This window comes from Algibacter miyuki, assembly GCF_030409805.1.
Classification (GTDB): domain Bacteria; phylum Bacteroidota; class Bacteroidia; order Flavobacteriales; family Flavobacteriaceae; genus Algibacter; species Algibacter miyuki.
Genome location: NZ_JAUFQP010000013.1, coordinates 854,390 through 869,744 on the forward strand (window position 1 = coordinate 854,390; position 15,355 = coordinate 869,744).

At 34.9% G+C, this 15,355-nt stretch carries 9 protein-coding genes; all 9 read right to left on the bottom strand.

Going from position 1 to position 15,355, the window contains the following annotated elements; translation table 11 throughout:
* Nucleotides 1–178: 178 nt before the first annotated feature.
* Entirely contained in the window at nt 179–2,590 is a 2,412-nt protein-coding gene (locus QWY92_RS15765) for an alpha-ketoacid dehydrogenase subunit alpha/beta (protein WP_290272970.1), read from the bottom strand.
* A 164-nt stretch (nt 2,591–2,754) separates the two neighbouring features.
* On the bottom strand, nt 2,755–5,547 hold the full coding sequence (locus tag QWY92_RS15770) for a gluzincin family metallopeptidase (RefSeq protein WP_290268253.1): 2,793 nt from the start codon (nt 5,545–5,547) through the stop codon (nt 2,755–2,757).
* Nucleotides 5,548–5,920: 373 nt separating this feature from the next.
* The gene (locus tag QWY92_RS15775) at nt 5,921–6,610 is read right to left on the bottom strand and encodes an LOG family protein (protein WP_290268251.1); all 690 of its coding nucleotides are present in this window, start codon (nt 6,608–6,610) and stop codon (nt 5,921–5,923) included.
* A gap of 88 nt (nt 6,611–6,698) precedes the next feature.
* Nucleotides 6,699–9,533 (bottom strand): excinuclease ABC subunit UvrA, encoded by a 2,835-nt coding sequence (gene uvrA, locus QWY92_RS15780; protein ID WP_290268249.1) that lies wholly within the window; start codon nt 9,531–9,533, stop codon nt 6,699–6,701.
* 225 nt (nt 9,534–9,758) lie between these two features.
* Nucleotides 9,759–10,109 (bottom strand): hypothetical protein, encoded by a 351-nt coding sequence (locus tag QWY92_RS15785; protein WP_290268247.1) that lies wholly within the window; start codon nt 10,107–10,109, stop codon nt 9,759–9,761.
* Between the two features lie 391 nt (nt 10,110–10,500).
* A complete protein-coding gene (locus QWY92_RS15790; RefSeq protein WP_290272972.1) occupies nt 10,501–12,042 on the bottom strand; it encodes a ComEC/Rec2 family competence protein in 1,542 nt (513 codons plus the stop codon).
* Nucleotides 12,043–12,211: 169 nt separating this feature from the next.
* Nucleotides 12,212–12,928, bottom strand: coding sequence for a hypothetical protein (locus QWY92_RS15795; protein WP_290272974.1), 717 nt, complete (start codon nt 12,926–12,928; stop codon nt 12,212–12,214).
* 64 nt (nt 12,929–12,992) lie between these two features.
* Nucleotides 12,993–14,693: a gamma-glutamyltransferase gene (gene ggt, locus QWY92_RS15800; protein WP_290272976.1), complete on the bottom strand. Its 1,701-nt coding sequence runs from the start codon at nt 14,691–14,693 to the stop codon at nt 12,993–12,995.
* Nucleotides 14,694–14,696: 3 nt separating this feature from the next.
* Complete coding sequence (locus QWY92_RS15805) at nt 14,697–15,302, bottom strand: acyl carrier protein phosphodiesterase (protein WP_290272978.1); 606 nt, start codon at nt 15,300–15,302, stop codon at nt 14,697–14,699.
* Nucleotides 15,303–15,355 lie beyond the last annotated feature (53 nt).

Consider the following 15,355-nt stretch of genomic DNA (forward strand, 5'->3'; position numbering starts at 1 on the left):
AAATAAATTAGATTTTAAATTTAATAAAATAATACGGGATTCACTCTGCTTAGATATAGAAAGTGTAGACGAATTATCTTTTGTGAAAAATGAGTGGTAATATGTAAGTAAAAAGAAAGGCTTTGGCAGGATAAACCCAGCAAAGCCTTTTATTTCTGTTTTATACTGAAGTTTTTAATTATCTCAATTTAGGGAATTTGGCAGGATTAGATTCGTGCATCACAGCATAAACAGCTTCAAAAATATCTTCGGCAGATGGTTTTGAAAAGTAATCACCATCATTACCATAAGCGGGCCTGTGTGCTTTGGCTGTTAATGTTTTTGGCGAACTATCTAAATACTGAAAGGCGTTTTGCTTGTTTAATATTTCATCTAAAATATATGCCGATGCGCCACCAGGAACATCTTCATCAATAATCATAACTCGATTTGTTTTTGCAATACTTTTTACAATATCATGATTTAAATCGAAAGGTATTAAAGACTGGATATCGATAATTTCAGCATCTATACCAACAGCTAAAAGTTCTTTAGCGGTTTGTTCCACAATACGTAACGTAGATCCGTATGACACTAGGGTAATATCGGCTCCTGTTTTTACAGTTTCAACTACACCAATAGGTGTTTTAATACTGCTTAAATTGTTAGGCATTTTTTCTTTTAAACGGTAACCATTTAAACATTCTACAACTATAGCAGGATCGTCGCCATTAAGAAGGGTGTTATAAAAACCTGCGGCTTTGGTCATGTTTCGAGGTACTAACAAATGCACTCCTTTTACCAAGTTTAAAATACCACCCATTTGCGATCCCGAATGCCAAATACCTTCCAGTCTGTGGCCACGAGTACGAATAATTAAAGGGGCTTTTTGTTTTCCTTTAGTACGGTAATGTAATGTTGCTAAATCGTCACTAATAATTTGTAATGCGTATAATATATAATCCAAATATTGAATTTCAGCAATAGGGCGTAGGCCTCTTAAAGCCATCCCTATACCTTGACCAATAATAGTGGCTTCTCGAATTCCTGTATCGGCTACTCTATGTTCGCCATACTTTTCTTGCAAGCCTTCTAATCCTTGATTAACATCACCAATGTTTCCGGTATCTTCACCAAAAACTAAGACTTCGGGATGGTTATTAAACATGACATCAAAATTATCACGAATAATAATACGACCATCTACTAACTCTGCGTCTTCGGCAAATGTGGGTTTAATTTCTTTAATTCTAACGTTTGCACGTTGTGTTTCAGAATATAAATGCGAACTAAATTTAGGTTGGATTTTTTCAATATATCCATCAATCCAAGTCGCAAGGATGTTTCTTTCTTTATTGGTTTCTCCTATAGTTAACCTAAGTACTTTTCTTGCAGTTGATAAGATATCTTTTCTAGTCGGCTCGTCTATAGCTCCTAAATCGTTAGATAATTTTGAGATGAAAACACCGTTAGGACTGTTTTGAATTACTTGTTTTAAAAGTGTTGTTAACTCGGCTTGTTCCTTTTTAATTGGTTTTAAAAAGGTATTCCATGCGCTCTTCTTAGCTTCACGAACACTTCTTTTAACACCGCGTTCAATTTCAACTAAAGCTTCGTTAGTAGCAATACCGCTTTCTATAATCCATTCGCGCATTTTAGTGTTACAATCGTGGTTAACTTCCCACTCTAAACGTTCGGCGCTTTTGTAGCGCTCATGAGATCCTGAGGTGGAATGACCTTGAGGTTGTGTTAATTCTAAAACGTGAATTAAAACCGGTACATGTTCGGTTCTAGCAATTGCAGCGGCTTCTTGGTAAGTTTCCATTAAGTTTGGATAATCCCAACCTTTGACACGCAGTATTTCTAGTCCTTTTTCATTTTTAGTGCGTTGAAAGCCTTTTAAAACTTCAGAAATATTTTCTTTAGTTGTTTGGTGTTTCGCATGTACAGAAATACCATACTCATCATCCCAAATACTAATTACCATAGGGACTTGTAAAACACCAGCGGCGTTTATGGTTTCAAAAAAGAGACCTTCACTAGTACTCGCGTTTCCTATGGTTCCCCAAGCAACTTCGTTTCCTTTTTTTGAAAAATTAGAGGTATTGATGTCTTTAACTTCTCTAAAGATTTTTGAAGCTTGTGCCAAACCTAATAATCGAGGCATTTGTCCCGCGGTAGGCGATATATCTGCGCTAGAATTATATTGTTCTGTTAAGTTTTTCCAGGTACCGTTATCGTTTAAACTGTGGGTTACGAAGTGCCCTCCCATTTGACGTCCTGCAGACATGGGTTCCAAGTCTAAGTTGGTATTGGCATATAAGCCGGCAAAAAATTGCTCGGTAGTTAATGCGCCAATAGCCATCATAAAGGTTTGGTCACGGTAATAGCCCGATCTCCAATCGCCTTTTAAAAAAGCTTTAGCCATAGCTAACTGAGGCATTTCTTTTCCGTCACCGAAAATTCCAAATTTGGCTTTTCCTGTTAGTACCTCACGGCGTCCTAATAAACTACATTCCCTACTTACGGTAGCAATTCTATAGTCGTTTAAAACTTCTGTTTTAAAATCTTCAAAAGAAAGATTGCTTGTTAAGTCTGGAGTTATTTGCATAATAGTTAGGATATCATTTTTGCAAAAGTAGTTAATATTAACGATTTTTACAATGATATGCGGCGTTAAAATATTGTTATTTGTTTGGTAAAAAATGGATTAATGCTGTTTTTGTTGAATTATTTTCATAAAAAATATTTTATTTATGATAATTCATCAAAAAATTAAAACCATCGGCGCCTAAATAGACCTAAAAGTGCTTGTGGGTCTACGGTGAATTTAAACCTAATCTTTTGATCGTAGTTTGGTTGACCAATTTCCCAACCTAAATTAGAATAAAGTGGTAAGTAAATTTCAAAATAATCAGTCACTAAATTAATACGTAAACCGGAATCGTAAACAAAATGCGCATTGTCATATTTATTTTTTATAAGTCCCACATCACCATAAAGTAAAATGTAATTCCAAAGGGTCGTGCTGGCATTTGCAGTTGTAATCCATTGATTTGCAAAAGCGGTTTCTAATTTCGATTTAAACCCTCCTTCAGCCTCAATATATTGTTGGCTAAACAAACCTGTAGATTCCGATCGGCCTAAATACGAATAATCAAATAAATAATCAGATGGTTTGTCTAATGCAAAACTAAAATAGTTGGAAGTCCTGTCAGTATTATTAGTTAAAAATGCTCCAGTGAAAAAACGAATATTCAATTGCCTATTGCTTTCAAACAAACGACGATACTCGTAATTAAAAGCCACTTTACTGAATTTTTTTGCAATTTGTAAATCGGTGTACCAACTGCTGTATTTAATAAGGTTGTTGTTCGAGTTTATAAAACGCGCGTTGAATACGCTGTAATTAGGGGTGTTGTTTTCTGTGTTAGGTATTGGGTTTTCGTCTTGTTTAATATCGAGATATCTAATATTGATAAGTTGTTGTTTGTTAGATCTTAAATCAGAATGATCTCTAAAGTTTAGCGAAATTGAAGGGGATAGTTTGGTTACAAATAGATCTTCTGCATACGATTTATAACTTCCAGAAACGCCATAACTCAAGGCGTACAGATTTTTGTTTTTAAAATAATGTGTTTTATAAGCCGAAAGACCACCGGTAAGTGTTTTCGATTTAAACGCATACTGAGGTTCTAATCTATAGTTAAAAAGTTTCCTTAGTATGGTTTTGTTGTATGCTTTTATGCCTAAAGTAAGTCCGTCGTAAATATTATTAAATTCAGTAATAGGCATTAAAAAAACTTGATTGTAATGTGGGTCTTCAATATCTTTAAATAAGCGTACTTGCAAAGGTTTATTATTGAACAAAAAGCCTTTTAACGATTTCCAGTTGTCTCTTAAATTGTATTCAGGAATGGTGTTTTCGTAATTTAAAGCGAGTTTGTTAGCGCCGTTTCTGGGGAGGGTTACGGTTTTACTACCATCTATATTTTCAATCCAATCTTTAGAAACAATGCTATCATTTTCGAGCATGTAAAGTGATACGGGCATCGCATTTTCACTCTTATTTTTTATAATCACTGTGACCGAGTCATCCGTTTTTGAAACCTCTTGTATTTTAAAATCAATTTTTCTATCGGAAGAGATATAATCTTTAAAAAACCAATCAATATTTTTTTCTGTTTTCGATTTTAATACAGCTTCAAATGCCTTTGTATTGGTCTGTTTTAGTTTGTTTTCGCGTAAAAAAGAATTGATTGTGGTTTCAATCGTATCATCGTTTACAAAGTCTTCTAAATATTTTAAACCTAAGCCTGCCTTGTATTTATTCGCAATGTTTTTGTTGAATTTCAATAAAGAATCCTTCGCCATGGTCAACGGTTGGTTTCTATTGGTTCTGGCCATTAACATGTAAGCCAACATGTATTTATCATTAAAGGTCATGCTTGCGGCATGAAAGGGTTTTACTGCCCAGTAATCGGCTAAGCTGCCCAAGAACTTCATGTTTGGGTAATGCTCATTGACATAATTAATGGTATAAAATATTTGAATACCATCCAGTAGCCATTGCTCTTCGCGAGGATTTATAAGAAGTGTGTTTTCTAAATAATTATGTAGAATAATTTTGAGTAACTTTAATTCGTATTGCAGTGTTTTTGGGTAAGGTTCTATAATTTTTGGCAGAAAATTAAGCCCATAAACAGGATCTTTTGAATAATCAATTTTGGTAAGTAGTAATTTATCATGAGGATATGCGCCGAAGTTCTTAAGTAAAAACTTTGATACCTTTTCAGTAATTAATACTTTTTCAATAACCATTAAATCGCCATCGTCAATATCAGAAACAATAGCAAAATCATCGCCTTTTATAGTTTCAAAATCAGAGACTTGGTTTAAGAAAAGTTTAGTATTTACGCGATCTTTTCCTTCAAGTCTAACCGATGTATAACCGTTTGAAGACTGCGTTTCTTTAATGTCTAATTCTGAAGTTAAGGTGTAGTTTTCCGGGAATTCAATGTCCAGTACCATATCGGTCTTCGGAATATACATGTCATCTAAATCCTTATTACTGTAATACTGCCAATTTCCATCGAAAACTGCAGGTGTAATGTACCAATACCGTAAGTTTAAATCACCAGTATCTGTAATGCCGTAGCTGGTAAATTTGCTATTAGGTACTTGCACCATATATTCCAGATCAATGGTGTAAGTCGCATTTGGTTTTAATGGTTCGGCAAGCTTTACTTTGATAACATCTAATTGGTTTTTTAAAGGAGAAAACTCTAAATTGACGTTATTTTGAGTCATTGAAGTAATAACAGAAAACCCACGATCTTCGTTTTTGGCTAAGTGAAAAACCGTTTTATATTCCTCTGCAAGTCGAGTGGCTAAGGCTGTTTTTTTTGTTGAAAAACTATTGCTCCAATCATTTAAATAAATGGAATCAAGTGTTTGGTTTGTTGTGTTCTGGTATTGTATCGTTTGTTTTATTTTAATCGTTTTGTTTTCAATATCAAACCGCGCCTTTAAGTCAATTTTATTCTGACTAAAGACCGAGAGGCACATCGAAAAGGTTACAATAAAAAATAAAAACTTTAACTTCAATTTATTCAAACATTAAATAAGGTTCATAATATTTAAGGCGTTGCAATATAGTAAAATATGCACGCATAATAATTTACTTTTAGTTAAAACCAAAGGTGTTGACAAGAAGATTGAAAATTAAAGTTTGGAAATTTCCCCGAAGTTAGAATTTTTTCAATGACTTCTGATTTCTATAAATTAGATTTCAGAAGTATGAAAAAAATGTAATTGTTTTTTCTTTGTTGAATCAAAAAAACTTCAACAATTTATTTTCCGACAATCATCGGTATGCTAACGCGGGGCAATCTGCCAAAACCAGTAATTAATCCCAATTGATAACCGGTTTTGTATGGTGTTAAAAATTCGGACTTAAGCCAGATTCATTATAAAAAGCATCTAAAATATCGATAACTTCATCTTCGGTATCTACCAAATGAATTAAATCTAAATCCTTAACGCTAATGTTTTCAAAAGTATCTAATAGGGTCGATTTTATCCAGTCTAGCAAGCCGCTCCAGAAATCGGTGCCCACCAAGATTATCGGGAATTTACCAATTTTATGTGTTTGAATAAGCGTCATAGCTTCGAATAATTCATCTAAAGTACCAAAACCACCAGGCATAACAACAAAGCCTTGAGAGTATTTTACAAACATTACTTTTCTAACAAAAAAGTAATCAAAATCTAAACTCTTGTCATTATCAATATAAGGGTTGTCGTGCTGTTCAAAAGGCAAGTCGATATTCAATCCAACAGAGGTTCCTCCCGATAAGTGTGCGCCTTTATTCCCTGCTTCCATAATTCCAGGACCACCACCAGTAATAACGCCGTAACCATGCTCTACAATTTTACCTGCCACTTTTTCGGCCAATTTATAATATTTATGATCTGGTTTTGTACGTGCCGATCCAAAAATAGAAACACAAGGGCCTATTTTACTCATTTTCTCAAAACCGTTAACAAATTCTCCCATTATTTTAAAAATGGCCCAAGAATCGTTCGTTTTCTTTTCGTTCCAACCTTTTGGGTGCAGTTCTTTTCTCATAGTTGTATGTTTTATCTTTTTAAAGATTTTTTAAGTTTAGCAATCTAAAAATTTAATTTTGAATTAAAAATTAGCTTAGACTGTTTGTTTATTGTGCTAATTCCTTTTTAAGAAATCTTGCCGTATGGCTTTTTTTGTGTTTGGCAACGGTTTCAGGTGATCCTTCGACAATAACTTTACCTCCGCCTTGGCCACCTTCATAACCTATATCAATAATATAGTCTACAGTTTTAATCACATCTAAATTATGTTCAATAATTAAAACCGTATTTCCTTTGTCGGCTAATTTGTTTAAAACAATCATTAACACCCTAATATCCTCAAAATGTAAGCCTGTTGTAGGTTCATCTAGAATATAAAAAGTATTTCCTGTATCGCGTTTTGATAACTCGGTAGCCAATTTAATACGTTGCGCTTCACCACCAGAAAGGGTGGTGCTTTGCTGCCCCAAGGTAATATATCCTAGGCCAACATCCTGAATTGTTTTTAATTTTCTGTAAATCTTAGGGATATGTTCAAAGAATTCAACCGCATCACTAATGGTCATATTTAACACATCACTGATCGATTTGCCTTTATAACGAATTTCTAAAGTTTCGCGGTTAAAACGTTTGCCTTGACAAGTTTCGCATTCCACATAAACATCTGGAAGAAAATTCATTTCAATAACGCGTAAACCACCACCTTGACAGGTTTCGCAACGTCCGCCTTTAACGTTAAAACTAAAACGTCCGGCTTTATAACCACGAATCATAGCTTCGGGTATTTTGGCAAATAAAGCTCTAATTTCACTAAAAGTACCCGTGTATGTTACAGGGTTACTTCTCGGAGTTCTACCTATGGGTGATTGATTAATATCAATCACTTTGTCTATATGTTCTAGCCCTTTTATGCTTTTGTACGGCATGGGTTTTTTAACGCCATTAAAATAATAAGCGTTTAAAATAGGGTAGAGGGTTTCGTTTATTAAAGTCGATTTTCCGCTTCCGGAAACACCTGTAACACCTATCATTTTTCCTAACGGAATTTTTACAGATACGTTTTTTAAATTATTTCCGGTACAGCCTTTAAGTTCTAAGAAATTACCATTGCCTTCACGACGTTTTTTCGGGATTTCTATTTCTTTTTTACCATTTAAGTAATCGGCCGTTAGCGTGTCGTGCGTTAATAATTCTGTGGGTGTGCCGATACTAATGATGTTTCCGCCATATTTTCCGGCTTTAGGGCCTATGTCAATTACGTAATCAGCGCGTTCTATCATATCTTTATCATGTTCTACCACAATAACAGAATTTCCAATGTCGCGCAATGCTACTAAAGAATTTATCAGTTTTTCATTATCTCGTTGGTGTAAACCAATACTCGGTTCGTCTAAAATATAAAGGACACCAACCAATTGAGATCCAATTTGTGTGGCCAATCTAATCCGTTGTGCTTCGCCTCCAGAAAGCGATTTCGAGCTTCGGTTTAATGATAAATAATTAAGACCTACATCGAGTAAAAATTGTAAGCGGGTTTTAATTTCTTTTATAACTTCTTCGGCAATTTTGAGTTGTTTTTCCGAAAGGTGATCGTTTAAATCTTTGAACCATTCCGAAAGTTCTACAATATCACTATTGGCAAGTTCGGCAATGTTTTTATTATTTATTTTAAAATAAAGCGATTCTTTTTTTAGTCGAGAACCTTCGCAAACGGGACATTTAACTTTGTCCATATAATCTTTAGCCCAACGTTTTAAAGAGGTCGATTCGGCTGTTTTGTATTGGTTTTCTATAAAATTGGCAACACCTTCAAAGTCTATTTTATAATCGCGCGTAACACCTAATGTTTTACTTTCTACCGAGAATTTTTCGTTTCCACCATACATTATCATTTGTTTGGCTTCCTTCGGAATATCTTTATAAGCGTCGGTTAATTTAAAATTGAAACGTTGCGCAATGGTTTCAAACTGTTTAAAAATCCAAGAATTTTTTTCAGGACCATGTGGTGCTAGTGCGCCGTTTTTAATTGAAAGTTTTTCATCAGGAACAATTTTACTTTCATTTACTTGATACAACTCGCCAATACCATTACAGTGGTTGCAAGCACCTTTTGGTGAGTTAAAAGAAAAGTTATTTGGTTCTGGATTTGGGTATGAGATCCCTGAAGTCGGGCACATTAAACTACGGCTAAAGTATCGCGCTTCCTGTGTGTCTTGATCTATAACTAGTAATACATCTTCACCATGATACATGGCCGTGTTTATGGTTTCTGTTAAGCGTTTATCATTATCGGCAGTATCGTCAATTTTTAATCTATCAATAACAATTTCAATATCGTGATTTTTATAACGGTCCAATTTCATCCCTTTTACAAGATCTTTAATTTCTCCGTCGGTTCTTACTTTTACAAAACCTTGTTTTGCAATTTGCTCAAATAATTCACGATAGTGCCCTTTTCTAGAACGTACAACTGGAGCAAGAACATTAATACGTTTGCCGTTAAAATCTTTTAAAATTAGAGCTTTAATTTGCTCGTCGCTATAACTTACCATTTTATCGCCGGTGTTGTAGCTGTATGCATCACTGGCACGAGCAAAAAGCAGTCGCATAAAATCGTAAATTTCTGTAATGGTACCAACGGTAGAACGTGGCGACTTACTCGTCGTTTTTTGTTCAATGGCAATTACAGGCGAAAGTCCGTCAATTTTATCAACATCTGGGCGCTCTAATCCGCCTAAAAATTGTCGGGCATAGGCCGAAAAGGTTTCAATATAGCGACGCTGACCTTCAGCATAAATGGTGTCGAAAGCAAGCGAAGATTTTCCACTTCCCGATAAACCTGTGATTACTACAAGTTTTTCCCTTGGAATGGAAACGTCTATATTTTTAAGGTTGTGAACGCGTGCTCCTTTTACTTCAATAAAATCATCAAATTGGCTCATAAATAGGCAAAAGGGCAAAGTTACAATTTTTTGATGTTAAAATCTTGTGAAGTTATACTGTGAATTTTGTTAAAATAGTTGGGGTGTTTTGAAGCGGTAGTGCGGGCGGTTATTAATGATGTAGCCCCGAATTCACTAAATTTTTAATTTTACTGATGAAAATTAATCATTTTAGGAATTCGGGGCTGAAACAGCATCGTGATGTTATAAATTATAGCGATTTAATTATTGAATCACTGATAATTCTCCTGAGTTTATAGATTTATTGTAATTGGCTTTTACTGAATTAAGATAGCCGAAAAACTTACCGCCATCCTTCTTTTTTAAAGTAACATACTGCGTACCGTTTTTATCGGTTTCAACGTGACTAATTTCAACATGGTTTCCTTTTACGCTTTTGTAATTAGCAATTTTCCCGCGTTTGACAAGGAAGTTTAATTGAGGGAAATCGACGTGGTTGTAAAACTGATTAGATGGTCCGTTAACCATTAATTGATCGCCTACTTGAGGTGTTTCTTGTGCAGTAATGGTAATAAAAAAAGCAGTAAATAAAAGAGTTAAAAAAGGTGTTTTCATAAATGGTAATGGTTTAGATTATTTTGTTTAAATATAAAGCTTAAAAACACTGTAGTCAATGGGTTTAAGAAAGATTAACAAATTTGAAATACGCCTAATTTTGGCGTAATACCCTGTCTGTTTTAGGGGTTGTTTAGTGAGATGTTGTGCTTAAGAATAAAGTAGTCAAATAAATGATATGTAAAGAGTAATAAAAGCGTTGTAAAGGAGGTTTTAACCCTTGTAAATTATGGGTTGGCTGTATATGAGGGATTCTTTGTTTTTAACTTTTTTTTAAGAGTTTAAAATGAAAAGGAATCGATGTTGTACTTTAAAATGACTTACATTAATTACGTGTTATTGGGCATCATATTAATGATGGCAATTTAAAAGAACAAGGTAAAATGAAGTGTTAACCTATTAGTGTTAATTCTCCTGAATCATCAATTTTATATTCAAAATAAAACCATTTTTTCAGTTTTGATTTTTCTTCAATTTTGAAAGCTGTTATCAAACGTTCTCCATCTGTTTTTAGATAGATGGCGCCGTAAACGGATACATTCGTTTTAGCTAATTTGGTAATGGTTTCATCAATTAAAGCATTGAGTTTTTCTGATGGGGTTTTGACTAATTTAGCAATATTCTTTTTTAAAGTTGCCACTAAATTTTGGTCTTCATGTTCTCTGGTAGAACGCTGTAATTCTGTTGAGAGTAAAACGGGCGATTCTCCTCTGCCGTATTTTCCTAGCCGTCCTAATAAGTCAGGTCTGGGGTGTACATGTCCTTCTTCATCTCCAGATGAAATTACAAAGCAGGCAGGATTTACGGCCTCCATAAACTCGTTGGTTACATCAGAAGCGCCGTGGTGGCAAACCTTCATCACTTCAGCATTAAACCAGTTTTTTGCTTCATCAATCATATTTTTTGAAGCTTCGGAACCGTATTTTGGAAACGATTTTCGCTGTGTGTAATGTTTTAGAAGAAATTTTTCGGCAGGTTTGTTTAAATCTCCACCAAATAGCACTTTAAATTTTCCGTAATGCAATCTTAAAATGATGGAATGTCCATTTTTTGTTTTTCCGTAGCTACTTATTTTTTCTAAACGTAGATTACCTTGATTGTCGCTGTTGGTTACGGGGCCTAAAACTTCAATGCTGTAATTTTTTCCATCGGAGGGGGCAAAACCAGGCATATATTTTCTGCCATTTTCATGAGTGCTTTGGCTAGCATCCGTAGATAACATTTTAAAGTTTTTTATTTTCGGATTGCTAAGTGCGGCATGCATAATTTTTGGAAAAACAAAACGACCAAAAGTACTTTCGTCAGTAAAATGCTTTTTGATTTCAGTGTCGTCAATTGCTAAATTTTCAATATAACTTATGTTCGTTTCAGGGTCTTTCTTTAAACCGCCAACTTTAGCGAAGGTTCCGCTAACCGGGCGTTCAACTAGTCCGTTTTGGTAAATGGTGTTAAAACCAATTTTTTTGTTTTCAAAAATGGATTTAAAACCGTAATAATGGTCTTTATCTGGATGTGTAATTATGGCAGCTTCAAACTGAAACCCTCTATGTGCAAAACGGCCTTCGAGAAAAGTTTTCATGTTTTCGCCTTCTCCAGCATCAATCACCATAATACGTTCTTCTTCATTACGTTCTGGAGATATTAAAACAGCGCCATCGCCTTGACCAACATCTACAAAAATAATTTCTAAAGGTCGCGTGTTCGAGGTGTCAGATTCCTTTATATATAGTGTTTTTTCATTAGGTGTGTTTATTGCCCATTTTACGGCTAACCAACCGGCTCCAAGCGTGCTGGTATCTTGGTTTTCGTCTATGGAAAGCCAATCGCCCCATAATACCTCACGCTCCGATTTAAACTTTTTGTCGTTGGTATTATAAGTGTGTAAAAATATTTTTTTGTGATCTTTAGATAATCCAACAAATTTATGAGCCATGATAAATCGATTTAATTAAAATATGAGCCAATAATTATCGAAACGGTTAAGGCTTATTTCTAATTTGAAATAAATTGAGCGCAAAACTGTTGAAAAACACGCTTTTAAATTTGAATGCCGTTGTTTAGGAAGAATTAAATTTACAAAATTTAATTGAAATTAATGAGGTTTATTTTGAAGTTTTTAAGTGGTCTATTTCTATTCCTAAAACCATAAGCTTATGGAAACTTGGCAATAAAGCGCCTGTTTCGGTTGTTTTCCAGTCGCTCCAAGACGCTTCTAAACCGTCGATGGGTAGAATGGAAGTCCACATTTTAAAGGCTTTTGGTTTGTTGTTTTCATCGAGCAACCATAAATAAGAATCTCCAGGTGTAGAGCCTCCCGATTTGTAGGTAATTAAAAGTCCCGATTGGTTGTTTGGTAGTGCTACCAATCGACGTTCTGTGCCTGTATCAAAAACTTTATAAGGCGCTACGAGCCAAAAAGAATCGTTATTGAAATAAGAGCGTGCTGTTGCTTTGAGTTCTTCGGAAATGTCTTTGTCTACACTAAAACCATGCACAAAGGCTTTGCTTAAATTATGGTTGTTTAGGTCGAGTATAACTTTGTTGTCTTTCCAAAATACGGTGCATTTATTGTTTAGTTTGTCCCATTGGTAGTGGTGTCTTTTCTTGAACGTCCATTCGATGTAATTTGTGCTTTTATAGGCTTCATAATCTAATGCTTGTAGCATGTTCTTTGCTAAAGCATCAGCGGCTTCGCCTTGTTGTCCTGTTGGTAAATCTTCATTGTATTTAAAATACAGAAAACCAAAGAGTAAAATGCTAGGTAGTGTGAAAAATACGATAACACCAGAAACGATTTTTATTATTTTTTTTGCTTTCAAAAGGATATAATATTTTGGTTTTCTTATAACGGGGTTTTGTTACATCTTATTGGATGTTGTTGTTTTAAAAGCCAACCGCTGTATCATCTCCACGATAATCGGCGCCGCCTTCTAAGGTTTTGTTTTCTAAAACAAGAATACCATCAACTTTACCAATGACGGGTGCGTCTTTTTCATTTATAGTGTAGCCTAATTTTTCCAAATTAGCAATTATTGATTTGTCAAAAGAATTAGGTTCCATTCTAATATCGTCTGGCAACCATTGATGGTGGAAACGTGGTGCATTTACAGCTTCTTGCATAGTCATGTTAAACTCATGCACGTTTAATATAGTTTGTAAAACGGAAGTTATAATGGTAGAGCCTCCAGGGGTGCCAACGGACATAAATAATTCGCCGTTTTTTTCAACAATAGTAGGCGTCATAGAGCTTAACATGCGTTTTTGTGGAGCAATACTGTTGGCTTCGGCACCAATAAGGCCGAACATATTAGGGACTCCCGGTTTACTGCTGAAATCGTCCATTTCATTGTTTAGAAAAAAGCCAAGTTCCGAGCAATATAGTTTTGAGCCATAGGCGCCATTTAAGGTTGTTGTTGCTGAAATAGCATTGCCAAATTGATCAATTATAGAATAATGCGTTGTTTCGACACTTTCAATAATAGAGATGTTTCCATGTGAAATATCCTTTGAAGATGTTGCTTTTTCAAAAGAAAAATCATTCATTCTTCCTCCTAGGTAGCTTTCATTTATTAATGTTTCTACCGGGATTTTTACAAAATCAGGATCACCTAAATAAAAGGATCTATCGGCATAAGCACGGCGTTCTGCTTCAGTAATAATTTGAATGGTTTTTAAGGAATTGTGTCCGTATTCATCTAGATGAAAAGGTTCAATCATTTTCATAATTTGAGCTAAACAAACACCGCCGCTTGATGGTGGCGACATGGAAATTATTTTTAAATCGTCGTAAGTAAAGCTAATAGGTGTACGCCATTGTGCTTCGTAACTCGCCAAATCTTCTTCAGTAATAATACCGCCATTTTCTTGAATAAAATGGGCTAATATTTTTGCTGTTTCTCCTTTGTAAAAACCATCTTTTCCATCTTTTAAAATACGTTCTAAAGTTACGGCAAGGTTGGGGTATTTAATGCTGTCTTTGGCTTTCCAAGCTTTATCAAAAAGGATAGAATCCTTATTTGCTTTTTTGAAAAGAGGTTGGTAGTGTTTAATCCGTTTTTCTTGTTTTTCGGTAACAATAACGCCTTTTTTTGCGAGGGCAATAACAGGGTTAAGAATGTCTGCAATAGGAAGTTTTCCTAGTTTTTCATGAACAGCAAACACACCCGCTACCGTTCCAGGAACACCAACAGCCATGGCGCCAAGGGTGCTTTTCTCGGGGATAACCTCGCCAGCTTCATCCAAAAACATGTTTTTCGTGGCTGCCATAGGGGCTTTTTCTCGATAATCTATAGCGCCAGTTTCTCCATTTGCTTTACGATACACCATAAAACCACCACCACCAAGATTTCCGGCATATGGGTATGCAACGGCTAAAGCGAGTTCGGTTGCTGCCATAGCATCAAAAGCATTACCGCCTTTTTTTAGAATATCGTTTCCTATTTTCGAGGCTTCAATACGCGCTGAAACTACCATGGCATTTTCAGTGATTAAACCTGTTTTTTGTGATTTTTCAGGAATTTTAACTGTTTTTTTACAAGCAGTAAAAATAGCAAGGAAGCAGCAGAGGGATAAGAGGTTTTTCATAAATTAATCTTGATTTAATTTTAGAGTTATTTCATTTAACATTTCTTTTGAAAAAGCGATTAGTTCATCAAAAAAGGAAGAAAATTCAGCTTCAAATTCTTTATAGAAAATTTCAAGTTCGTTTACAGCTTCGTTCATGCCTGATCTGTTTTTTGTACGTCGGTTCATGCCATCTAAAACACGCGAAATTCCGTCAATAGAAGCATAACTTAACAACCAATTATCACTCATCATATATGGCATCATTTTCTGAATTCGTGACGGAAGTACATTATAATGTTCTTCTAAAGAATCGTAAAATGTATCAACATATTCAGCTAAAGGAACATCGGAATATCGGCTCCAATTCTTCGCCAAAAAGTGATCGTAAAGAATGTCGACAATCACACCCGAATAATGTCCGTATTTTTCGTGAAGCCTTTTTGTGCTAAGTCTTACGGTTTTGTGGGCATCGGTGTAAGTGTCTATGTTTCGGTGTAATAAAATACCAATTTGTATGTTTTTATCAAATTTCTTGTAATCTTTACCTTTAATACCATCGGCAATAAAATTTCCAACGGTAACTAAATCGTTGTGACCAGAGAGATAAATGTGTGCTAAATAGTTCATTGGGGAAATTTACGAATTCCGAATATGAAATACTATATTTGTGCTTTAATTTT

Excerpts from the sequence above, each read along its gene's own strand:
- QWY92_RS15785 (WP_290268247.1), bottom strand. The coding sequence starts at position 10,109 with ATGAAAACACCTTTTTTAACTCTTTTATTTACTGCTTTTTTTATTACC.
- QWY92_RS15790 (WP_290272972.1), bottom strand. The coding sequence starts at position 12,042 with ATGGCTCATAAATTTGTTGGATTATCTAAAGATCACAAAAAAATATTT.
- QWY92_RS15775 (WP_290268251.1), bottom strand. The coding sequence starts at position 6,610 with ATGAGAAAAGAACTGCACCCAAAAGGTTGGAACGAAAAGAAAACGAAC.
- ggt (WP_290272976.1), bottom strand. The coding sequence starts at position 14,693 with ATGAAAAACCTCTTATCCCTCTGCTGCTTCCTTGCTATTTTTACTGCT.
- uvrA (WP_290268249.1), bottom strand. The coding sequence starts at position 9,533 with ATGAGCCAATTTGATGATTTTATTGAAGTAAAAGGAGCACGCGTTCAC.
- QWY92_RS15770 (WP_290268253.1), bottom strand. The coding sequence starts at position 5,547 with ATGTGCCTCTCGGTCTTTAGTCAGAATAAAATTGACTTAAAGGCGCGG.
- QWY92_RS15805 (WP_290272978.1), bottom strand. The coding sequence starts at position 15,302 with ATGAACTATTTAGCACACATTTATCTCTCTGGTCACAACGATTTAGTT.
- QWY92_RS15765 (WP_290272970.1), bottom strand. The coding sequence starts at position 2,590 with ATGCAAATAACTCCAGACTTAACAAGCAATCTTTCTTTTGAAGATTTT.